The 22,659-nt window shown below is 61.6% G+C and carries 18 protein-coding genes and 3 rRNA genes; 11 read left to right on the top strand and 10 right to left on the bottom strand.

Annotation, left to right across the window (positions count from 1 at the left end; genetic code table 11):
• The first annotated feature begins 72 nt into the window (after nucleotides 1–72).
• Complete coding sequence (locus GUY37_RS12605; protein ID WP_166826212.1) at nucleotides 73–888, top strand: exodeoxyribonuclease III; 816 nt, start codon at nucleotides 73–75, stop codon at nucleotides 886–888.
• A gap of 232 nt (nucleotides 889–1,120) precedes the next feature.
• On the opposite strand, the gene GUY37_RS12600 is transcribed toward GUY37_RS12605, so the two are convergent.
• Entirely contained in the window at nucleotides 1,121–1,357 is a 237-nt protein-coding gene (locus GUY37_RS12600) for a CstA-like transporter-associated (seleno)protein (protein ID WP_166826210.1), read from the bottom strand.
• Nucleotides 1,354–3,576 (bottom strand): carbon starvation CstA family protein, encoded by a 2,223-nt coding sequence (locus GUY37_RS12595; RefSeq protein ID WP_166826208.1) that lies wholly within the window; start codon nucleotides 3,574–3,576, stop codon nucleotides 1,354–1,356. The genes GUY37_RS12600 and GUY37_RS12595 overlap by 4 nt, the downstream gene beginning before the upstream one ends.
• A gap of 223 nt (nucleotides 3,577–3,799) precedes the next feature.
• On the opposite strand from GUY37_RS12595, the gene trpS reads away from it, so the two are divergent.
• Both trpS and GUY37_RS12585 read left to right on the top strand, forming a co-directional pair.
• Complete coding sequence (gene trpS / locus GUY37_RS12590) at nucleotides 3,800–4,798, top strand: tryptophan--tRNA ligase (protein ID WP_166826207.1); 999 nt, start codon at nucleotides 3,800–3,802, stop codon at nucleotides 4,796–4,798.
• A 2-nt stretch (nucleotides 4,799–4,800) separates the two neighbouring features.
• Entirely contained in the window at nucleotides 4,801–5,850 is a 1,050-nt protein-coding gene (locus GUY37_RS12585) for an App1 family protein (RefSeq protein WP_152348397.1), read from the top strand.
• A gap of 109 nt (nucleotides 5,851–5,959) precedes the next feature.
• On the opposite strand, the gene GUY37_RS12580 is transcribed toward GUY37_RS12585, so the two are convergent.
• From GUY37_RS12580 to GUY37_RS12560, 5 genes are all read right to left on the bottom strand, one after another.
• On the bottom strand, nucleotides 5,960–6,874 hold the full coding sequence (locus GUY37_RS12580; protein ID WP_407645409.1) for an NAD(P)H-dependent flavin oxidoreductase: 915 nt from the start codon (nucleotides 6,872–6,874) through the stop codon (nucleotides 5,960–5,962).
• Nucleotides 6,875–7,171: 297 nt separating this feature from the next.
• Nucleotides 7,172–7,948, bottom strand: coding sequence for an enoyl-CoA hydratase (locus tag GUY37_RS12575; protein WP_166826203.1), 777 nt, complete (start codon nucleotides 7,946–7,948; stop codon nucleotides 7,172–7,174).
• On the bottom strand, nucleotides 7,945–9,000 hold the full coding sequence (locus GUY37_RS12570; protein WP_166826201.1) for an enoyl-CoA hydratase/isomerase family protein: 1,056 nt from the start codon (nucleotides 8,998–9,000) through the stop codon (nucleotides 7,945–7,947). Before GUY37_RS12570 ends, GUY37_RS12575 begins: the two co-directional genes overlap by 4 nt.
• Nucleotide 9,001: 1 nt before the next feature.
• Complete coding sequence (locus GUY37_RS12565) at nucleotides 9,002–10,168, bottom strand: acyl-CoA dehydrogenase family protein (protein WP_166826193.1); 1,167 nt, start codon at nucleotides 10,166–10,168, stop codon at nucleotides 9,002–9,004.
• 198 nt (nucleotides 10,169–10,366) lie between these two features.
• Complete coding sequence (locus tag GUY37_RS12560; RefSeq protein ID WP_166826190.1) at nucleotides 10,367–10,882, bottom strand: MarR family winged helix-turn-helix transcriptional regulator; 516 nt, start codon at nucleotides 10,880–10,882, stop codon at nucleotides 10,367–10,369.
• A gap of 52 nt (nucleotides 10,883–10,934) precedes the next feature.
• Here GUY37_RS12560 and GUY37_RS12555 point away from each other — a divergent pair, with 52 nt between their 5' ends.
• The 5 genes from GUY37_RS12555 (at nucleotide 10,935) to rrf (ending at nucleotide 17,647) form a co-directional block, all read left to right on the top strand.
• Nucleotides 10,935–11,609: an SOS response-associated peptidase gene (locus GUY37_RS12555; protein WP_407645358.1), complete on the top strand. Its 675-nt coding sequence runs from the start codon at nucleotides 10,935–10,937 to the stop codon at nucleotides 11,607–11,609.
• A 183-nt stretch (nucleotides 11,610–11,792) separates the two neighbouring features.
• Complete coding sequence (locus tag GUY37_RS12550) at nucleotides 11,793–12,128, top strand: hypothetical protein (protein ID WP_166826184.1); 336 nt, start codon at nucleotides 11,793–11,795, stop codon at nucleotides 12,126–12,128.
• 155 nt (nucleotides 12,129–12,283) lie between these two features.
• Nucleotides 12,284–13,812 (top strand): 16S ribosomal RNA (locus tag GUY37_RS12545).
• A 417-nt stretch (nucleotides 13,813–14,229) separates the two neighbouring features.
• Nucleotides 14,230–17,348, top strand: a 23S ribosomal RNA gene (locus GUY37_RS12540).
• A gap of 180 nt (nucleotides 17,349–17,528) precedes the next feature.
• Nucleotides 17,529–17,647 (top strand): 5S ribosomal RNA (rrf, locus tag GUY37_RS12535).
• Together the 16S, 23S and 5S rRNA genes form the textbook arrangement of a ribosomal RNA operon.
• 127 nt (nucleotides 17,648–17,774) lie before the next feature.
• Here the strand turns inward: rrf and GUY37_RS19235 are convergent.
• Both GUY37_RS19235 and GUY37_RS19230 read right to left on the bottom strand, forming a co-directional pair.
• Entirely contained in the window at nucleotides 17,775–18,044 is a 270-nt protein-coding gene (locus GUY37_RS19235) for a GNAT family N-acetyltransferase (protein ID WP_266096642.1), read from the bottom strand.
• The gene (locus GUY37_RS19230; protein ID WP_228278498.1) at nucleotides 17,980–18,348 is read right to left on the bottom strand and encodes a hypothetical protein; all 369 of its coding nucleotides are present in this window, start codon (nucleotides 18,346–18,348) and stop codon (nucleotides 17,980–17,982) included. Before GUY37_RS19230 ends, GUY37_RS19235 begins: the two co-directional genes overlap by 65 nt.
• A 126-nt stretch (nucleotides 18,349–18,474) precedes the next feature.
• On the opposite strand from GUY37_RS19230, the gene gdhA reads away from it, so the two are divergent.
• Nucleotides 18,475–19,821 (top strand): NADP-specific glutamate dehydrogenase, encoded by a 1,347-nt coding sequence (gene gdhA, locus GUY37_RS12525; protein ID WP_152347697.1) that lies wholly within the window; start codon nucleotides 18,475–18,477, stop codon nucleotides 19,819–19,821.
• A 230-nt stretch (nucleotides 19,822–20,051) separates the two neighbouring features.
• Here the strand turns inward: gdhA and GUY37_RS12520 are convergent, their stop codons facing one another.
• The gene (locus tag GUY37_RS12520; RefSeq protein ID WP_166826181.1) at nucleotides 20,052–20,567 is read right to left on the bottom strand and encodes a flavin reductase family protein; all 516 of its coding nucleotides are present in this window, start codon (nucleotides 20,565–20,567) and stop codon (nucleotides 20,052–20,054) included.
• 31 nt (nucleotides 20,568–20,598) lie between these two features.
• On the opposite strand from GUY37_RS12520, the gene GUY37_RS12515 reads away from it, so the two are divergent.
• Entirely contained in the window at nucleotides 20,599–20,853 is a 255-nt protein-coding gene (locus GUY37_RS12515) for a DUF3039 domain-containing protein (RefSeq protein WP_152347699.1), read from the top strand.
• A complete protein-coding gene (locus tag GUY37_RS12510; protein ID WP_166826178.1) occupies nucleotides 20,854–22,647 on the top strand; it encodes a DEAD/DEAH box helicase in 1,794 nt (597 codons plus the stop codon).
• Nucleotides 22,648–22,659 lie beyond the last annotated feature (12 nt).

The following is a 22,659-nucleotide window of genomic DNA, read 5'->3' as shown; positions in this document are numbered from 1 at the left end:
TGTTCGTTCTTACCCTCACTCTATAACGCCCTGTCCCTGAAGAATAGTGCGCTCCATGTCATCATAGATCACATGATTCGGATTGCTTCAGTCAACGTCAACGGAGTCCGCGCAGCATGGCGAAAGGGGATGCCTACCTGGGTCGATGCAGCGAAACCCGACTTCATCACCCTCCAGGAGGTGCGCGCTGCCAACGACATCGCGCACAGTGTCCTCGCCGACACCGGCTACACCACGATCAGCCATGATGCCGAAGCCAAGGGCCGCGCCGGCGTCGCCGTGATGGCGCGCACCGAACCGGAGGCGGTGCGTGAAGGACTCGGCGACGACGGCTACTTCGACCGTGCCGGGCGGTGGGTGGAGACGGACTTCCGCCTCGGTGACGGAACACTGCTCACCCTCGTGTCCGCCTACGTCCATTCCGGTGAGGCCGACACTCCCAAGCAGGATGACAAGTACCGCTTCCTCGACCGCATGATCGAACGGATGCCGCAGCTGGCCGAGACCGCCGACCATGTGCTCATCACCGGCGACCTCAACGTCTGCCACACCGAGCGCGATCTGAAGAACTGGAAAGCCAACCGCAAGAAGTCGGGATTCCTGCCCGAGGAACGCGCCTACTTCGACAGGTTCTTCGGCGAGATCGGCTATGCCGACGTCCACCGCCGTCTCAGCGGCGACGTCGACGGCCCCTACACCTGGTGGTCGATGCGCGGCCAGGCCTTCGACAACGACACCGGATGGCGCATCGACTATCACATGGCCACCCCGAACCTGGCCGGCACCGCAGTCAAGGCCACCGTGGACAAGGCCGACAGCTGGGCCGAACGCTGGTCGGACCACGCTCCGCTGGTCATCGACTACGACCTCCCGGCCGTCAGGGCCTGAAACAGACAGACCCTTGCCGAGGCGGCTGTCCGAGATCTGTACACCGACAGAGGCGCTGAGGTCGTTCCGCGGCACCGCGACACCGCGGCAGACCGCACCGCGGCCTTACCGTGCCCTCGCGGCAGACGGTACCGTGACTCACAAAGAGCCCGGGTGCTCAGGACGAAGTGTCCTGAGCACCCGGGCTCTTGATTGACTGGTCGCCGATCAGAGGCTCCGGCGATTGAGCACCTCAGCAGCAGCGGGCCTTGGGATTGCGGTCCTGCTCATCGGTGAGATCACGCCAGAAGGCCTTCTCCTCCATCGCACCCTCACGGGTGCCGTGACGGCGTTCGTAGGATTCGAGGTAGTGGATGTAGGCGTTCTCGCCCATGATCTCCTTGAGGTACCAGTGGAGCCAGAAGACGCCTCCGCGCAGGGACCCCCACGGATCGCTGGCGATGCGGCTGAGCGGATGTGCGGTGCTCATTCCTTCTGCCTTCCTGCTGCGTGCTCGTCCCACTGCGCCTGCAGCTCACGCTCGGGTTTGCGAGCGATGAGACCGGCCGGGGCGAACATCTTCGTCTCGACGAAGGGTTCCTCCGTCGTCGGCAGGGAACCCTTCTTGATGGCCTCGATGGACTTCCAGACTGCCATGACGACGACCATTGCGACAAGGAGTGCGAAGACGATCGACAGGGTGCCCTGGACGAAGGTGTTGCGCACGACGGCGCTCATCGCTTCCACGCCCTGGGTGTTGCCCATCGAGGTCTCGCCGGCCGCCAGCGCGTCCTTGTAGGCGAAGTGCTGAGCCCAGTAGCCGAGCTTGGGGTCGGAGGAGAAGATCTTCTGCCAGGAGGCGACCATCGTGACCAGCAGGTCCCAGACGAGGGGAATGCCGGGGATCCACGCCCATTTGGCCAAGCCCATCTTGCACACGATGGCGAAGACGACTGCCAGAGCGATCGCGGCCAGCAGCTGGTTCGAGATGCCGAAGAGCGGGAACAGCGTGTTGATTCCGCCGAGGGGGTCGGTGACTCCCATGAGCAGGATCGATCCCCAGGCGGCGACCATGATCGCGGTCGTCAGCCAGGCGCCCGGCGTCCACGAGGGATCCCGGAAGCGCTTGGAGAAGTTGCCGAGCGCATCCGAGAGCATGAAACGGGCGACGCGGGTGCCCGCATCGATCGTGGTCAGGATGAACAGCGCCTCGAACATCACGGCGAAGTGGTACCAGAACGACATCCAGGCCGGCCCGCCGAAGACATTGTGGAGGATGTGCGCCATTCCCATGGCCAGCGTCGGGGCACCGCCGGTGCGCGAGACGATGCTCTCCTCACCGACGTCCTTGGCCGCCTGGTCGAGGACCTCCGGGCTCGTCTCGACCCCGGACATGCCCAAGGAGTTGTTGATGAAGTCCGAGGCTCCCTGGACCGTCCCGCCGGTCAGCGGTTCGGCGGCGTTCATCGCGAAGTAGAGACCCTTGTCGAGGCAGATCGCGGCGACCAGGGCCATGATCGCGACGAAGGACTCCATGAGCATTCCGCCGTAGCCGATGAGGCGAGCCTGCGTCTCCTTCTCGATGAGCTTCGGCGTCGTGCCCGAGGAGATGAGGGCGTGGAAGCCCGACAACGCTCCGCAGGCGATGGTGATGAACAGGAACGGGAACAGGGCACCTGCGAAGGCCGGACCCGCCGTGTTGAACGCGAACTCGGTCAGAGCGGGCATCTGCACGGTCGGATTGACGATGAGGATGCCCACGGCCAGCAGCACGATGGTGCCGATCTTCATGAACGTCGACAGGTAGTCGCGCGGGGCCAGCAGCACCCACACGGGCAGCACGGCGGCGAGGAAGCCGTAGATCATCAGGCACCAGGCCAGAGTCACCTTGTCGAGGTGGAAGACCTCGGACCAGAACGGGGAGTTGTGGACCCAGCCGCCGGCGATGATGGCGATGACGAGGAGCACGATGCCGATCACCGAGGTCTCGATGACCTTCCCGGGGCGCAGGTAGCGCATGTAGATGCCCATGAACACAGCGATCGGGATGGTCATAGCGATGGAGAAGACGCCCCAGGGGCTTTCGGCCAGAGCGTTGATGATGACGACGCCGAGGACCGCGATGAGGATGACCATGATGAGGATGATGCCGATGGAGGCGATGATCCCGCCGGTGCGTCCGAGCTCGTCACGGGTCATCTGTCCCAGGGAGCGGCCGTTGCGGCGCATGGAGAAGAACAGCACCATATAGTCCTGGACGCCGCCGGCGAGGACGACGCCGAAGACGATCCACAGGGTTCCGGGCAGATAGCCCATCTGTGCGGCGAGGATCGGTCCCACGAGCGGGCCCGCACCGGAGATCGCAGCGAAGTGGTGGCCGAACAGGACGCGGCGGTCGGTCGGCGCAAAATCGCGGCCGTTGTCGTTGAGCTCTGCGGGGGTGGCACGTTTCGGGTTCGGACGGCAGATCTTCCATTCGATGAGCTTCGCGTAGAAGCGGAAGCCGATGAGGTAGCTGCCGACGGCGGCGGCGACGAACCAGCTGGCGGACAGCTCTTCACCGCGCACGAACGCGATCATCGACCAGCCCGCACCGGCGATGAGGGCGATGACCACCCAGAGCACGATCTTCGCCGGCGTCCAGCGTGGCTTCTCGACCACGGCGACCGGCGGCAGGTCGTCCTCGGTCTTGAAGTATTCGACCGACATAGTCCTCCTCCTTGAGAGATGACGCATCAGAATTATTGGGTACTCAGCATGATCGGACCGTCGCTGGCCACTGCTCGACAGATGTTCGAGGACTGGGAGACACCTTGGTGAATCATGTGATCTGCTACGTCACTATACCGCTGGTGCGCATGTATGCGTGATCCCCGACACCAGACCGAGCACCTGATCAGAGGCCGACAAGGGGAGATGGCATCATAGGACTATGACGAACTCTTCACAGCCGCGCACTGTCTCAGGTATCCAAGCCACCTCCGATTCCCTTCATCTGGGCAACTACATCGGAGCCCTGCAGCAGTTCGTGACTCACCAGGAGTCGCACGACGCCTTCTACTTCATCGCGAACATGCACGCGATCACCGTCGAGCAGGATCCTGCCGAGCTGCGGGAGCGCACCCTGCGCACTGCTGCGCAGTTCATCGCCGCCGGCCTCGACCCGGAGAAGTCGACGATCTTCGTCCAGTCCCAGGTGCCCGCCCATCCGCAGCTGTCCTGGGTCCTCGAATGCACCACCTCGATGGGCGAGGCGAGCCGAATGACCCAGTTCAAGGACAAGTCCGCAAAGCAGGACCATGTGTCCCTGGGGCTGCTCACCTACCCGGCGCTGATGGCCGCCGACATCCTCCTGTACAACCCGCAGCTCGTTCCCGTCGGTGAGGACCAGCGCCAGCACCTCGAGCTGACCCGCAACCTCGCCGAGCGCTTCAACTATCGTTTCGGCAAGACCTTCACCGTGCCCGAGGCGCAGATCCTCAAAGCGACCGCGAAGATCTACGACCTGCAGAACCCGGGCGCGAAGATGTCGAAGTCCCAGCCCAGCCCGCAGGGCCGCATCGACATCCTCGACGATGCGAAGGCCCTGACGAAGAAGATCAAATCCGCCGTCACCGATGACGGGACCGAGATCGCCTTCGACTCGGAGAGCAAACCGGGAGTGTCGAACCTGCTGACCATCTACTCGTCACTGACCTCGCGGCCGGTCGACGATATCGTCGCCGAATACGAAGGGAAGATGTACGGTCACCTCAAGGTCGACCTCGCCGAGGTGGCCGTGGAGACCCTGACGCCCGTCCGGGAGCGTACGGTGGAACTCCTCGAAGACCGGGCCCAGCTGCAGACGATCCTCGACCGCGGGGCCGAGAAGGCCAGTGCCATCGCCGAGGCGACCCTGCGCGAGGTCTATGACAAGATCGGCTTCATCTGATCGTGGCGAAGAAGAAGCCCGAAGAGGGCCCGCTCAACCTCACACCGGATATGCTCCACACCGCTGCGCGGGTGGAGGACCGGTTCAATGGGTGGATCCAGAATCGGGCCACCGACCACGCCTACCATCGCACCGTCATCGCCTACGACACTTACGGCGGGACCGGGTGGGTCCGGGTGCTCGGGCGTCTGGTCCTCACCCCGAACGGCCAGCCGGCCGCCGATGTCCACGCGAGCATCCGCGGGTGGAAGTCCTTCGTCAGCGTGCCTCTGCCCAATGACACCGCATGGGTGCGCGTCAACGACGAAGAGCATATGGTCACCTCCGACCGCGGCGGCATCATCGACACCGTGATTCCCGGCGAGTTCGAACCGGGGGAGACGGAGATCGAGTTGTGGACCGACGGTTCGCTCGTCGACTCTGCGGCGGTTCGCATCATCGGCGAGGACTCGACCTTCGGCATCATCTCCGATATCGATGACACGGTCATGGTCACCTCGCTGCCCCGGCCCTTCCTCGCCGCCTGGAACACCTTCGTCCTCAGCGAGCATGCGAGATCCCCGGTGGCGGGAATGGCAGTGCTCTATGACCGAATCACCTTCATGCGCCCGGACACTCCGATGATCTACCTGTCGACGGGGGCGTGGAACTCGGCGCTGACGCTCAAACGCTTCCTCTCCCGCAATCTCTACCCGATGGGTCCGCTGCTGCTCACCGACTGGGGTCCGACGACGACCCGCGTGTTCCGGTCGGGCAAGGAACACAAACGCAACTCCCTGGAACGTCTGGCCAGGGAATTCCCATGGATGAAGTGGCTGCTCATCGGTGATGACGGTCAGAACGACGAGGAGATCTACGGTGAGTTCGTCGAGAACCACCCGAAGAACGTCGCCGCTGTCGCGATCCGGCAGCTCACCGTCGGCGAGGCGGTGTGGGCCGGCGGCCGGTCGAAACGACATGGTCGCGGCCAGGGTGTGCCGTGGATCTATGCTCCCGACGGTGCGGGCCTGGCCTCCCGTCTGACCGAACGCGGAATCATCTCGACCATCTGAACGGAACCTCACAGCTACCTGACGGCGGCCCAGCAACCTGGCGCCGGGTTGCTGGGCCGCCGTCAGGTAGCAATTGGGGCTGAGGTGGTCTTTGAGGTGCTCGGTGGGGTCAGCGCAGCTGTGCGATCAGCTGCTGCTTCGCCTCATCGAACTGGGCAGCGAAGGCCTCGACGAGCTCACCGGTCGTCCGCTTCTGGCCGAGTGCGCCGATGCCCTGGCCCGAACCCCAGATATCGCGCCACGCCTTCGAATCCGAATCCGGATCGGAGCCGAAATCCATCTTCGTCGGGTCGGCATCGGGCAGATTGTCCGGGTCGAGGCCCGAAGCGACGATGGATCCGCGCAGGTAGTTGCCCTTGACCCCGGTGAAGTAGTTCGAGTACACGACGTCATCGGCACCGGATTCGACGATCATCTTCCGGTAGTCCTCGACGACATTGGCTTCTGGTGTGGACAGGAAGGCCGAACCGACGTAGGCGAGGTCGGCACCGGCCGCCAGAGCGGCGAGGATCGAACGTCCGTGGGCGATGGCGCCCGACAGCAGCAGGGGACCGTCGAACCAGGAGCGGATCTCCTGCACGAGAGCGAACGGCGACTGAGCTCCGGCGTGCCCGCCGGCGCCGGCGGCCACGGCGATGACTCCGTCGGCGCCCTTTTCCACGGCCTTGCGGGCGAAGCGATTGTTGATGACGTCGTGGAGGACGATGCCGCCGTAGGAATGGACGGCCTCGTTGACCTCTTCACGGGCACCGAGCGAGGTGATGACGATGGGCACCTGGTGGCGGACCACCTCGGCGAGGTCGGCCTCGAGGCGATTGTTCGACCGATGCACGATGAGGTTGACGGCGAACGGGGCAGCCGGTCGATCCGGATTCGCCGCAGTATGGGCGGCATTCGATTCGGTGATGTCGTCGAGCCAGTCGGTCAGCGCCGATGCCGGCCGCGCGTTGAGCGTGGGGAAGGACCCGACGATTCCGGCCTGGCACTGAGCCTTGACGAGCTCGGGTCCCGAAGCGATGAACATGGGGGAGCCGACGACGGGCAGACGGAGTCGGGAGTGCAGATCGGTGAAGGAACTCACGGTGCCTCCTTGTGAAGATGAATGCATAACCCCACTCTAACTGAACGTTTGTTAAATGCGATGCGTGACACATTGCCGGTGATGTATCCCGGCCCTGATTGTTCAGCCGAACACCGGATTCGCAGAAGCCGCACGCGTGCCTCAAACCGCAGCCGAGACGACAGCGGCGCAGACTCCGCAATGGAGTCTGCGCCGCTGGGATCGCAATCGGCCGAGGTTCGAACGGCTCCTGCGAAGAACTCAGGAATCCGTGAAGTTCGGGTCCCGCTTATCGACGAAGGCAGCCATGCCCTCGGACTGATCATTCGTGGCCAGTGAGGAGTGGAAGAGGCGACGCTCGTAGCGCAGGCCCTGTTCGAGGGTCGTCTCGAACGCGGTGTTCACCGCTTCCTTGACCATCGCCGAGGCGATCCGGGACTTGTGAGCGATCGTCTGCGCGATCTCGTTGGCCGTCTCCAGCAGCGCCTCGGGCTCGACGACGCGAGCGACGAGACCGGAGCGTTCGGCCTCCTCGGCACCCATCATCCGTCCGGTCAGGCACATGTCCATGGACTTGGCCTTGCCGATGGCGCGGGTCAGGCGCTGCGATCCGCCCATGCCCGGAAGCACGCCGAGGTTGATCTCTGGCTGTCCGAACTTCGCCTTCGTCGAGGCGATGAGGATGTCGCCCATCATCGCCAGTTCGCAGCCGCCGCCCAGGGCGTAGCCGCCGACGGCGGTGATGACCGGCTTGCGGACATCGGTCAGCTGGGTCCAGCCGGCGAACCAGTCGGCCTTGTACGCGGTGGAGAAGTCGAGGCTCGACATCTCCTTGATGTCGGCGCCGGCGGCGAAGGCCTTCTCGCTGCCGGTGATGATGATCGCCTTGACCGAATCATCGGCGTCGAAGGCGGTCGCGGCATCGGTGATGTCGGTGAGCACCTGCAGGTTCAGCGCATTGAGCGCCTTCGGTCGGTTGATGGTGATCGTCGCGACTCCGGAGTCGACGGCGGTGAGGATGGTTTCGAATTCGCTCATGAGAACACCTTGTCTTCGTGGTCGGTGGTGAGGATGGAGTGGATCTGCTCGTCGCTGACCTCGGCCAAGGTGGCAGGGTTCCACTGCGGATTGCGGTCCTTGTCGATGACCTGGGCGCGGATGCCTTCCTTGAGGTCCGGCAGTCCGGTGAGGGCGACGGCGACGCGATAGTCCTGTTCGAGGACTTCGGCCAGGGTCATGGACGCGGCCCTGCGGATCGCGGCCAGGGTCACCTTCACCGAGGTGGGGGCCTTCGTGCCGATGAGCTCCGCGGTGGCCCGGGCGTCGGGGTTCTCGTGCGCGGCGAGAGCCTCGACGATGGCCTCGGCGTCCTCGCCGACGTAGCAGGCGTTGATCCAGTCGGCCGCCTCGGCGAGATCATCGGCAGGAGCCTCTCCGACGTACTTGCCGAGGACGGACTCGAGGTCCTCACCGGCGGTGAGGTCGGCGATGAGATCGGGGATCTGTGCATCGGGGACGAAGCAGTCGGCGAGCCCGAGACTGATCGCGGTGCCCGCGCCGACGGGCTGCCCGGTGAGCGCGAGGTGCGTGCCGAACTCTCCGGGACCGTTGGCCAGCAGGTGGGTGCCGCCGACGTCGGGGAAGAGCCCGATTCCGGTCTCCGGCATTCCGATCTTCGTCGAATCGGTGACGATGCGGTGCGATCCGTGTCCGGAGATGCCGACTCCGCCGCCCATCGTGATGCCGTTCATGATGACGACGTAGGGCTTGGGGAACTCTGAGATCGCGTGGTTCATCTTGTATTCGCGGTTCCAGAACCTCGCGTTCTCGTCGCTGCCGGCCACGATGTCGTTGTACACGGCCTTGATGTCGCCTCCCGCGCACAGTCCGCGTTCCCCGCGGCCGGTGACGAGGACGAGCTTGACCGCGTCATCGTCGCGCCAGGCCTTCAGGGCCTCATCGATGCGTGCGACCATGTCCTGGCTGAGTGCATTGATCAGCTTCGGTCTGTTGAGTTCGATTCGGCCGACCCCGTTGGATACCGAGGTGATGACGGAGGCGTCCGCCTGCTCTGCCGAAGGTTCTGTCATATCAGCCCACTCCTGTGCTCTTGCGCGAGATGATCACGCGCATGATTTCGTTGGTGCCTTCCAGAATCTGGTGGACTCGCAGGTCACGCACCAGCTTCTCAATTCCATACTCTGTCAGATAGCCGTAGCCGCCGTGCAACTGGAGTGCCCTGTTCGCGACTTCGAAGCCGGTGTCGGTGGCCTTGAGCTTGGCCATGGCCGAGAGCAGTGAGGTGTTCGGATCTCCTGCGTCATAGGCTCCTGCCGCCCGCCACAGCAGGGATCGGGCACCCTCGAGGTCGGCCTGCATCTGCGCGACCTCGAAGCGCAGCGCCTGGAATCCCGAGAGCTCGGTGCCGAAGGCCTGGCGTTCGCCCATGTAGGAGACGGCTTTCTCCAGCGCCGCCTGTCCGCCGCCCAGAGAGCAGGCACCGATGTTGAGGCGCCCGCCGTCGAGACCGGACATCGCGATCTTGAAGCCCTGGCCGGGTTCGCCCAGCATGTTCTCCTTGGGCACACGCACGTTCTCCATGATGACCTGGCGCGTCGGCTGGGCGCGCCAGCCCATCTTCTGCTCGTTGGGGCCGAAGCTCAGGCCTTCCATGTCCTTCTCCAGGATGAAGGCGGAGATCCCCCGTGCACCTTCCTGACCGGAACGCGCCATGACGAGGTAGGTCTCGGACGTGCCGGCACCGGAGATGAACTGCTTGGCTCCGTTGAGCACATAGTGATCACCGTCCTCGCGGGCGGACGTGCGCAGAGCGGCGGCGTCGGAGCCGGCGTTGGGTTCGGTCAGGCAGTAGCTGCCGAGGTGCTCCATGGAGACGAGCTTCTCGAGGTACTTTGCCTTCTGGTCGTCATTGCCGAACTTGTCGATCATCCACGCGACCATGTTGTGGATGGAGATATAGGCGGCGACGGACGGGCATCCGGTCGACATCGCTTCGAAGATGAGAGCGGCATCCATCCGGCCCATTCCGGTTCCGCCGGCTTCTTCGCTGACGTAGATTCCGCCCATCCCGAGGTCGGCGGACTTCCTGATCACATCGACCGGGAAGAAGTGCTCGGCGTCCCACTCGAGGGCGTGCGGGGCGATCTCGGTATCGGCGAACTCGCGCACCATCCCGGCGACGGTCTGCTGTTCGTCGGTGAGACCGAAAGGTAGGGCAGCGGCTGTACTGCGGGACATGATTCCTCCAAGAATCGGACGCGTATGTGGTGTTCGACACCACGATACGTCCATATTACTTGGACATCCAACTAATTTCTCGCCGAGGTGGCCCTCCGTCCATCTGCCGACCGGCGATGGGGTGGTGGGGCGGTTTCCGGGGTGAGCGCCTGCGGTCGATTCCGTCGCCGCAGCCGGCGCCGTCTGCGGCGGTCCGGTTCAGCTGTCGGTTTCCAGGCCCGAACGCAGCATTTCGAGATGGGGGAGCAGAGAGTCGAGGTCGATCCCGGCGAAATCGGGGGAGGAGAACACCTCGGCGTTGAGTGCCGTCGTCGCTTGGGCGGCGAGCTCTCGTCCGGCATCCGTGAGATCGACAAGGGTCGTCCGGCGATCATCGGGGTGGCTGCGCCTGGCGACCAGTCCGGCCTTCTCCAAACGGCCGACCGAGTTCGTCGTCGACGTCGCATGCACCTGCAGGCGAGCGGAGATCTTCGACATCGGCAGGGTGCCGGCCCTGGTGAACGACAGCAGAGTGAGGACTTCATAGCGCGAGAACGTCAGCGCGAAGGGTTTGAGCGCAGCGTCGACTCGAGCCAGGAACAGCTGGTGGATCCTCATCACCGAGATCACTGTCGTCATTCCGTCGGCTGCGTCGTCCCATCCGTGGGCCAGCCACTGCCGACGGGACTCTTCGATCGGATCGAATCCGGTGCCTGTATTCTCTTCTGCCGCCATTGTCGACAGTGTAGTGAAGTGAGAAGATGGGCGCATGTGCGGTCGACTCAATATGTCTCTCGATCCGGCAGACCTCGCCGACGAGCTGCGGTTGGACGTCGTCTCCTATGACTACACCCCACGCTTCAACGTGCCGCCGGGATCATTCGTGCCGATCGTCGTCGAACGCCTCGACGAGGATGGTCAGCTGCACCGTCGGCTCGAAACCGCCTCCTGGGGATTGGTCCCGGGCTGGGCCAAAGATCCCAAGATCGGTTTCAAGGCATTCAATGCCCGTTCCGAGTCCGTGCTCGAAAAGCCGATGTTCCGGCAGGCCGTCAAACGCCGTCGCTGTGCATTGCCGATCCCGGCCTACTACGAATGGGAGAACACAGAGGACGGCAAGCAGCCGTGGATGATGACCGCCGCCGGCAAGGACCCTCTCTTCATGGCCGGGCTCTTCGAATTCTGGAAGCAGCCTGATGAGACGTGGCTGGTCTCCGCGACGATCTTGACCATGGAATCCGCAGGGCACCTCAGCGATGTCCACCACAGGATGCCCGTGTTCCTCGGGCGCGACCAGATCAGCGACTGGATCGACCCGGGAGTGCTGACGAACGATGTGCCGGGCCTGCTGGGAGCGACTCTCGACCAGGTCGATCCCGCGAGCGTGACTCGACATAGGGTCGGCAGGGCGGTGGGCAACGTCCGCAACGATTCCCCGGAGCTCGCCGAACCCGTGGCGTGAGTCTGTCCACCTGTCACCTGAATCCTCAGGCAGCTGTCTTCGGAATTCGGTCCGAACCTGTTTCCTTAAGTGCTGACTTCAACTCCGCATGGCAATGAGCGCGACCGATCTGAGGTCGTTGCTCTGGTCGTTCTCGCCCGAGATCTCGGGGATTCGTAGGTCAGGGGAGAGGGTGCGGTCGGAGTGGTTTTGCAGGTGGCCGCAGATGTGTGTATTGTTGACCAGGTTGCCGGGACGCAAGGAACGGCAGCAGTCGCTCTGATCGGGGACGATGCGAGCAAACCGAAGATGAACTTCGAGTTGCGCGGATCAGAACAAGCATGTAGAGTAGACATCCGCTGGCACAGCGAGTCGCAAGACGAAAAGTGCACAGAGAAACTGATACCCCCAGTGAACACGCTGCTTTTGTGTGGTGTGGTGATGGGTGTGTGTTTGTGGTTTGAGAATCCAATAGCGTGTTTGTTTGAACAAGTTGTGATGCCAGAACATTTAATATTTTCTGGTGAGACAATCACCTGATCGAACATCTGGTTCACCCTGGTGGGTGGTTCTTCGCCGAACCTCCCGCATCACATGGGTGGATGGTGTGTTTGGTCGGGATATTTTTTGGTCAACCTTCTCACCCCGTGAGGGGTTGGCTGTCTTGCTGGGATTGATTCGTAACATAAAGTTTTTTTATGGAGAGTTTGATCCTGGCTCAGGACGAACGCTGGCTGCGTGCTTAACACATGCAAGTCGAACGCTGAAGCCGGGTGCTTGCACCTGGTGGATGAGTGGCGAACGGGTGAGTAACACGTGAGTAACCTGCCCCTGATTTCGGGATAAGCCTGGGAAACTGGGTCTAATACCGGATACGACCGGAGAAGGCATCTTCTCTGGTGGAAAGTTTTTCGATCGGGGATGGGCTCGCGGCCTATCAGCTTGTTGGTGGGGTAATGGCCCACCAAGGCGACGACGGGTAGCCGGCCTGAGAGGGCGACCGGCCACACTGGGACTGAGACACGGCCCAGACTCCTACGGGAGGCAGCAGTGGGGAATATTGCACAATGGGGGAAACCCTGATGCAGCGACGCAGCGTGCGGGATGACGGCCTTCGGGTTGTAAACCGCTTTCAGCAGGGAAGAAGCGAAAGTGACGGTACCTGCAGAAGAAGTACCGGCTAACTACGTGCCAGCAGCCGCGGTAATACGTAGGGTACGAGCGTTGTCCGGAATTATTGGGCGTAAAGAGCTCGTAGGTGGTTGGTCACGTCTGCTGTGGAAACGCAACGCTTAACGTTGCGCGTGCAGTGGGTACGGGCTGACTAGAGTGCAGTAGGGGAGTCTGGAATTCCTGGTGTAGCGGTGAAATGCGCAGATATCAGGAGGAACACCGGTGGCGAAGGCGGGACTCTGGGCTGTAACTGACACTGAGGAGCGAAAGCATGGGGAGCGAACAGGATTAGATACCCTGGTAGTCCATGCCGTAAACGTTGGGCACTAGGTGTGGGGGACATTCCACGTTCTCCGCGCCGTAGCTAACGCATTAAGTGCCCCGCCTGGGGAGTACGGTCGCAAGGCTAAAACTCAAAGGAATTGACGGGGGCCCGCACAAGCGGCGGAGCATGCGGATTAATTCGATGCAACGCGAAGAACCTTACCAAGGCTTGACATACATCAGACCGTTCTGGAAACAGTTCTTCTCTTTGGAGCTGGTGTACAGGTGGTGCATGGTTGTCGTCAGCTCGTGTCGTGAGATGTTGGGTTAAGTCCCGCAACGAGCGCAACCCTCGTTCTATGTTGCCAGCACGTGATGGTGGGAACTCATAGGAGACTGCCGGGGTCAACTCGGAGGAAGGTGGGGATGACGTCAAATCATCATGCCCTTTATGTCTTGGGCTTCACGCATGCTACAATGGCTGGTACAGAGAGAGGCGAACCCGTGAGGGTAGCGAATCCCTTAAAGCCAGTCTCAGTTCGGATCGTAGTCTGCAATTCGACTACGTGAAGTCGGAGTCGCTAGTAATCGCAGATCAGCAACGCTGCGGTGAATACGTTCCCGGGCCTTGTACACACCGCCCGTCAAGTCACGAAAGTCGGTAACACCCGAAGCCGGTGTCCTAACCCCCGTTTGGGGGAGGGGGCCGTCTAAGGTGGGACTGGTGATTGGGACTAAGTCGTAACAAGGTAGCCGTACCGGAAGGTGCGGCTGGATCACCTCCTTTCTAAGGAGCACACATTAAGATCCTCATGGCATGACCCGCATGTGGTCATCATGAGAGCTCAAGGGTGGAACATCACTTCTTCCGCTCATACCTTCCAGCGTTGTCCGGTGACTGCCGTGTCGACGTTGATTGTTGTATGGGCTAGGACAAACACGTTATTGGGTCCTGGAATCACAAACCCCACACGTAGGTGTGGGTGTGGTTTCAACCAACAGGACCAACCCGGTCATTTCGCAGCCACGGTGTGGTTGTGGGTGGTGGGTGTTTGGTAGTGGTTTGAGAATCGTATAGTGGACGCGAGCATCAAATGACACAATTTTTTGTGTTGTTTATGTAATGTGATTTTTCTTGTCATCATCGAGTAAAGGTGAATGAAACAATTTTTCGCGCACACGAACCGGCCCCTTCTTGGGGGTGGGGTGAGTGTGTAAGAGCGCATGGTGGATGCCTTGGCATCAGGAGCCGATGAAGGACGTGGAAATCTGCGATAAGCCTCGGGGAGCCGATAAACAGGCGTTGATCCGAGGGTGTCCGAATGGGGAAACCCCGCCACTCGTGAGGGTGGTGACCCGTGTCTGAATATATAGGGCATGTGGGGGGAACGCGGGGAAGTGAAACATCTCAGTACCCGCAGGAAGAGAAAATAACAATGATTCCGGCAGTAGTGGCGAGCGAAACCGGATGAGCCTAAACCCTGTCAGTGTCAAGCGTGCTGGTTTTGCTGGCAGGGTGTTGTGGGGTGTGCATGGTCTGGTTCAGCATGGCCGGTCTGTGAGCGTGATTGGTGTAGTCGAACCTGGTGGGAAACAGGACCGGAGTGGGTGAGAGTCCCGTAGGCGAAACGTCAACACGTCGCAGTGTGTGCGTTGCCCGAGTAGCACGGAACTCGTGGAATTTCGTGTGAATCTGCCAGGACCACCTGGTAAGGCTAAATACTTCCTGATGACCGATAGCGGATAGTACCGTGAGGGAATGGTGAAAAGTACCCCGGGAGGGGAGTGAAAGAGTACCTGAAACCATGTGCTTACAATCCGTCAGAGCAGCATCTTGATGGCTGTGATGGCGTGCCTTTTGAAGAATGAGCCTGCGAGTTAGCGGTGCGTGGCGAGGTTAACCCGTGTGGGGTAGCCGTAGCGAAAGCGAGTCCGAACAGGGCGATTGAGTCGCGTGTCCTAGACCCGAAGCGGAGTGATCTAGCCATGGGCAGGGTGAAGCGTGTGTAAGAGCGCGTGGAGGCCCGCACCCACTTCAGTTGAAAATGGAGGGGATGACCTGTGGTTAGGGGTGAAAGGCCAATCAAACTCTGTGATAGCTGGTTCTCCCCGAAATGCATTTAGGTGCAGCGTTGCGTGGTTCTTGCTGGAGGTAGAGCTACTGGATGGCTGATGGGCCCTACCGGGTTACTGACGTCAACTAAACTCCGAATGCCAGTCAAGGTTCAGCGTGGCAGTGAGACAGTGGGGGATAAGCTTCATTGTCGAGAGGGAAACAGCCCAGACCATCAACTAAGGCCCCTAAGCGTGTGCTCAGTGGGAAAGGATGTTCAGTTGCGAAGACAACCAGGAGGTTGGCTTAGAAGCAGCCATCCTTGAAAGAGTGCGTAATAGCTCACTGGTCAAGTGATTGAGCGCCGATAATGTAGCGGGGCTAAGTACACCGCCGAAGTTGTGGCAGCACCACATACGCCGTAATGGTGTGGTGTTGGGTAGGGGAGCGTCGAGTTGCTGGTGAAGCTGCCGTGTGAACGAGTGGTGGAGGCGATTCGAGTGAGAATGCAGGCATGAGTAGCGAAAGACGGGTGAGAAACCCGTCCACCGGATGACCAAGGGTTCCAGGGCTAGGCTAATCCGCCCTGGGTAAGTCGGGACCTAAGGCGAGGCCGACAGGCGTAGTCGATGGACAACCAGTTGATATTCTGGTACCGACACACAACCGACAGTACCAAAACACACGAAACTAACCCCGTCGCTCACCCCTGACATCTTCGGATGTTGGTCTGGGTGAGAAATGGGGGACCTGAGTGTGGAGTCGGTAAGCGTGAGGTGTGACGCAGAAAGGTAGCCAGGCCGTGCGATGGTAGTCACGGTCTAAGGTTGTAGCACGTGGGGGTAGGTAAATCCGTCCCCACAGGTGTGTGAGAGCTGATGGGCGCCCCACATTGGTGGGGTGATCTGGTGATCCTCTGCTGCCGAGAAAAGCATCGACGTGAGGGTGTGTGTTGCCCGTACCCTATAACCGACACAGGTGGTCGAGTAGAGAATACTAAGGTGATCGAGAGAATCGTGGTTAAGGAACTCGGCAAAATGCCCCCGTAACTTCGGGAGAAGGGGGACCATCCCGGTGAACCAGACTTGCTCTGGGATGTGCTGGTGGTGGTCGCAGAGGCCAGAGAGAAGCGACTGTTTATTAAAAACACAGGTCCGTGCGAAGATGTAAGTCGATGTATACGGACTGACGCCTGCCCGGTGCTGGAAGGTTAAGAGGACCTGTTAACCCCTTTTTTGGGGTGAAGCGGAGAATTTAAGCCCCAGTAAACGGCGGTGGTAACTATAACCATCCTAAGGTAGCGAAATTCCTTGTCGGGTAAGTTCCGACCTGCACGAATGGCGTAACGACTTCTCTGCTGTCTCAACCACGAACTCGGCGAAATTGCATTACGAGTAAAGATGCTCGTTACGCGCAGCAGGACGGAAAGACCCCGAGACCTTCACTATAGTTTGGTATTGGGATTCGGTGTGGTTTGTGTAGGATAGGTGGAAGACTGGGAAACCCTGACGCTAGTTGGGGTGGAGTCGATCGGTGAAATACCACTCTGACCATAGTGGATTCCTGAACTTCGGACCCTGATCGGGTTCAGGGACAGTGCCTGATGGGTAGTTTAACTGGGGCGGTTGCCTCCTAAAGAGTAACGGAGGCGCCCAAAGGTTCCCTCAGCCTGGTTGGCAATCAGGTGTCGAGTGTAAGTGCACAAGGGAGCTTGACTGTGAGACGGACGTGTCGAGCAGGAGCGAAAGCTGGGACTAGTGACCCGGCCATGGCTTGTGGAAGCGTGGTCGCTCAACGGATAAAAGGTACCTCGGGGATAACAGGCTGATCTTGCCCAAGAGTCCATATCGACGGCATGGTTTGGCACCTCGATGTCGGCTCGTCGCATCCTGGGGCTGGAGTCGGTCCCAAGGGTTGGGCTGTTCGCCCATTAAAGCGGTACGCGAGCTGGGTTTAGAACGTCGTGAGACAGTTCGGTCCCTATCCGCTGCGTGCGTAGGAAATTTGTGGAGGTCTGTCCTTAGTACGAGAGGACCGGGACGGACGAACCTCTGGTGTGCCAGTTGTTCCGCCAGGAGCATGGCTGGTTGGCTACGTTCGGGATGGATAACCGCTGAAAGCATCTAAGCGGGAAGCCTGCTCCGAGATGAGATTTCCGACCAACATTTGTTGGGGGAGGTGTCCTATAGATGATGGGGTTGATAGGCCGGGTATGGAAGCACTGTAAGGTGTGGAGTTGACTGGTACTAATACACCGATCACTCATCAACCATCCAATTTTTGGGGTTGGTGTGTGCGAAAACAGTTTTGTTTGTTTTTCTAGGATGATGTGAAGAGTTCACACCCATAGGGTGTGCATGTTGCATGAGTTTTTGGTGTTCGCGTTCGCTGTGCGGTTCTTGGACCACTACCACCTGAGCATGGGTTTGGGTGTGGTGGTTTGTTGGTTTTGCGGTGGTGATAGTGGTGGGGAAACGCCCGGTTAACCGTTCCGATCCCGGTAGCTAAGCCCATTCGCGCTGATGGTACTGCAACTTGGTGGTTGTGGGAGAGTAAGTGACCGCCGCAATATTTTTTGAGTGGGGAGGCCTCATCCAACTGTGTTGGGTGGGGCCTTTCTGCTATTCACCGGTGGTGGTGTGTTGGTGCTACCTGACGGGGGTACTGCTACCTGGCGCGAGGTAGCTCAGCCGCCGTCAGGTAGCAATAGCGGTGGTGTGGAGGTTGAGGAACTCTCGGACTGTGTCGTTGCGATAGGGTGAATACCCGAGCTTCTCCGATACCCGCCGGCTCGCGTGGTTGCCCTGGAAATAGGCTGTATCGAATCGAGCAGCACCGAAGTCTCCGATGAAGGCTTCGATGACGGCCCGTCTCATTCGGGTGCCGTAGCCATGGCCCTGCTCAGGAAGCGCCAGCCACGATCCGGTCGAGACGGTCCTCGTCAGCGGATACCGATGTCCGTTCACGCCTTGGACACCCAGCGCGGCCCCCGGCTCTGACAGTGAATTCCATCGTCCAATCGTCAACGGTGAAGGTCGCGCGAGTCGACCAGTGATACTGAGCGAGGCTGCGCGCGACCTGTTCATCGCTGCCCGAGTCCCAATCGTCGAGGAACGCCTCGATTCCGTCCCGTCTGACTCCGCCTCGGGCGATCTCTGCGAGCTCGGGAGTGTCGGCCTCCCGCGCAGGGGAGAGCTCCATATCACCGGATCGCAGATGAAGTGCGAATGGTGGCCAGACCTCTGGGATGTCCATCCGCATTGTGCTCATTCTTTCCTGTTCTGCTGCCACCGGACTGCGCGGAAGACCTATATCCCACTTGAAGTGAGCGGACAACGCTGTCCATTATCTGGTCGCTCGGATTGTTGTTATGCGGGTCACGGTATGTTTGTGCGCATGAGTCTACATCCATCACTGCAGCCAATCTTCGACACTGTGCTCCAACGCAACCCTGGAGAGTCGGAGTTTCACCAAGCGGTACAGGAGGTTCTCTATTCCCTGGGCCCCGTCGTGGACAAGCACCCCGAATACCTGGAACTCTCAGCGCTCGAACGCCTGTGCGAACCCGAACGCCAGATCATCTTCCGGGTTCCCTGGATCGACGACTCCGGAGAGGTGCAGATCAACCGTGCCTTCCGGGTGCAATTCAACTCGGCTCTGGGCCCGTACAAGGGCGGAATGCGCTTCCACCCCTCGGTGAACCTTGGCATCGTCAAGTTCCTCGGTTTCGAGCAGATCTTCAAGAACGCCATCACCGGCCTGCCCATCGGCGGGGGCAAGGGCGGAGCCGACTTCGATCCGAAAGGTCGCAGCGACCGAGAGGTCATGCGCTTCTGTCAGTCCCTGATGACAGAGCTGTCCCGTCACATCGGCGAATATCGCGATGTGCCCGCCGGTGACATCGGCGTCGGCGGGCGGGAGATCGGCTATCTCTTCGGCCAGTACAAGAGAATGACCAACTCCTATGAAGCAGGAGTGCTCACCGGCAAGGGACTGTCCTACGGCGGTTCCATGGTCCGCACCGAAGCCACCGGATTCGGGGTCGTGTACTTCCTCAAGGACATGCTCGCCGCCGCGAAGAAGAACATCGACGGCCGTACCGTCTCGATCTCCGGTTCGGGAAATGTCGCCGTGTACGCCGCAGAGAAGGTCGCGGCCTTCGGCGGCACCGTCATCACGATGTCCGACTCAGCCGGCTTCATCCATGACCCGGACGGCATCGACACAGAGCTCGTGAAGCGCATCAAGTTCGACGAGCGCGGACGCATCTCCGAATACGTCGAGCAGCGCGGCGGACGCGCGACCTACCACGAGGGCGGCAACGTCTGGGATGTCGAGGTCGACGTCGCACTCCCGTGTGCGACTCAGAACGAACTCGACGGAGAATCGGCGGCGACCCTGGTCAAGAACGGCGTCATCGCCCTCGCCGAAGGCGCGAACATGCCCTGCACCCCGGAAGCCGTGAAGATCTTCGCCGACGCCGGTGTGCTCTTCGCCCCCGGCAAGGCCGCGAACGCCGGCGGCGTCGCCACCAGCGCCCTCGAGATGCAGCAGAACGCCAGCCGCGACTCCTGGGACTTCGACTTCACCGAGGCCCGCCTGGCCGAGATCATGGGCGATGTCCACGACAGCTGCGCGGCCGCTGCCGACGAATTCGGTTCGCCCGGAGACTACGTCGCCGGAGCCAACATCGCAGGCTTCATCCGTGTCTCCGAGGCGATGCTCGCCCAAGGAGTCGTGTGATCGTCTGATCCAGAAGCGTCGGGGGACCGACCGCGCTCTGTGCGCTGACAGGCTGCGGCCGCCGGCGCTGTGCGCTGCGACAGGCCCTGCTCGGGACGGATTCGCTTCTCTGTGAAGCGCATCTCTCCAGAGCAGGGCCTGTGTTGTGCCTGCCGGGCTCCGGTCGTCCCCGGTGGGTTCGGTCGGGCTGGCCTCGGTCGGGCTGGAGGGGGCCGTGCGCGTTCGGCTGGTCAGCGCTTTCCGATGGTCCCGTAGGCCTTGCGCCACCGCAGCAGGGGGCGGCTCGTTCCCGCGTTCGCCCCAGCACCCAGGGACACCACCTCACCGACGACGATATTGTGGGTCGCCACCTCGAGCACCTCGGTGAGTTCGAGCTCGAACCAGGCGATCGCCTCGGTGAGCACCGGCTGCCCGGCCTGCGGGGCGGGAAAGGTGTCGATGCCCTTGAGCGATCCGTACAGCGGCTGGCCCGAGGCACCGAGGCGTTCGGAGATGTCGCGCTGATCGGAATTGAGCAGCGAGATCGCACAGTGAGTACTCGTTTCCAGGGTCTCCATCATCCGTGAGCCGGAGTAGACGCTCACCGCCATCGTCGGGGGATCGTACGACACGTCGAGAAACGAATCGACCGTGATCGCATGCAGTGCACTGCCCCGGGTGGCGGAGATCACGGCGACCGCAGCGGCGATGTCATCGCTGAGCTCGCGATAGCGTTCTGTGAGGGAATCGTCGTGGGCCTGGTCCATGACTCTCATTCTAGGGAACTACAATGGAGCCATGACCATTCCAGCTTCAGGCGGTTCAGCAACGATCGAGCGCGAGCAGTCCGAGCAGCTAGTCGAGCCCGGCGACCACGAGCGCTTCAGCCACTACGCGCCCAAGGACAAGATCATGGAGTCCATGGTGACCGGGACTCCGCTGATCGCCTTGTGCGGAAAGGTGTGGGTCCCCACGCGTGACCCGGAGCGGTTCCCGATCTGTCCCAAATGCAAAGAGATCTACGCGTCGATGTCCGAAGGACCACAGGAGTAGATGTCTGCGGATCGTCTCCCAACAGCACCAGGGACTTCCGCTGCAGAACAACTTCCACCGGCTTTCCCCGAGCGCGCGGCTTGGGGAACGGCCGGAAAGTTGCGTGCCTGGCAGGCGGAGGCTCTCGAACTCTACTTCCAGGAGCAGCCCAAGGACTTCCTCGCGGTCGCGACACCCGGCGCCGGTAAGACCACCTTCGCTCTGCGACTGGCGGCCGAACTGCTGGCCCAGCGAGTCGTCAACCGAGTCACCGTCGTCGCTCCCACCGAACACCTCAAGGTGCAGTGGGCCGACTCGGCGGCACGTGTGGGCATCAAGCTCGACCCGCACTTCAAGAACTCCCAGGGCAAGCACGCACCCGGATACCACGGTGTGGCTCTGACCTATGCGCAGGTGGCGGCCAAACCGGTGCTCCACCACAATCGGACCGCCGCCGGCCGAACGCTGGTCATCCTCGACGAGGTCCACCACGGCGGCGATGCCCTGTCCTGGGGCGATGCCGTGCGGGAGGCCTTCGGTCCCGCGGTCCGCCGCCTGTCCCTGACTGGAACACCGTTCCGTTCGGACACCTCACCGATCCCGTTCGTCACCTACGCTCCCGACGAGAACGGGATCCGCACCTCGGTGGCGGACTATTCCTACGGCTACGGTCGTGCGCTCAAGGACGGCGTCGTCCGTCCTGTTCTCTTCCTCGCCTACGCCGGCGCCATGACGTGGCGGACCAAGGCCGGCGACGAAATGTCGCATGTCCTCGGCGAGGAGACGACGAAGGACATCAACTCGCAGGCCTGGCGCACGGCCCTCGACCCGAAGGGCGACTGGATCCCGGCCGTCCTCAAGGCCGCCGATATGCGACTGACCGAGGTCCGTCGCACCGTCCACGACGCCGGCGGCCTCGTCATCGCCACCGACCAGGAGGCGGCGCGCGCGTACGCCAAGCGCCTGCACGAGATCACCGGAGAGAAGCCGACCGTGGTGCTCTCCGACGAAGCGGGAGCCTCGGAACGGATCGAACAGTTCCAGAACTCCACCGACCGGTGGATGGTCGCGGTGCGCATGGTGTCCGAAGGCGTCGACGTTCCGCGACTGTGTGTCGGCGTCTACGCGACCTCCTCGGCGACCCCGCTGTTCTTCGCCCAGGCGATCGGACGTTTCGTGCGTGCCCGCAAACGCGGCGAGACCGCCTCGGTGTTCCTGCCCTCGGTGCCGATCCTCATGGCACTGGCGAACACGATGGAGGTCGAACGCGACCATGCCCTCGACCGGCCGAAGAACGAGGACGAGAACGACGTCGTCGTCTTCGACGACCAAGCCATGGAGCAGGCGAACCGCAGCGACAGCGCTTCCTCCGACCAGCTGGGGTCGTTCGAAGCCCTCGGCGCCGAAGCCCTGTTCGACCGTGTGCTCTTCGACGGCGGTGAATTCGGCACCGGCGGCGCGATCGGCTCCGAGGACGAACTCGACTTCATCGGCATTCCCGGTCTGCTCGAACCCGACCAGGTGCGTGAGCTGCTGAGCACCCAGCAGGCCCGGCAGGCCAAGCGCAAGACCGCTGCGGCGCCCCCGGCCCCGGAGGCGGAGACGAGCGAACTCGAACACCGGGCGATGAAGGAAGAGCGCAACCAGCTCCAGAGCCTCGTCGGCGCATGGTCGAGACGTACCGGCACACCCCACCAGAACGTGCATGTCGAACTCCGCAAAGCCTGCGGGGGACCGGCCGTCGCCCAAGCCACACGTGAGCAGATTCAGGCGCGGATCACGAAGCTGCAGGGCTGGTTCATCGGCAAGAAGTGAGATCCGGACGCC

The sequence above is a fragment of the Brevibacterium limosum genome, assembly GCF_011617705.1.
Taxonomy (GTDB): domain Bacteria; phylum Actinomycetota; class Actinomycetes; order Actinomycetales; family Brevibacteriaceae; genus Brevibacterium; species Brevibacterium limosum.
The sequence above is the reverse complement of the archived record's forward strand: the minus strand, read 5'-3'. Positions and strand labels throughout refer to the sequence as shown.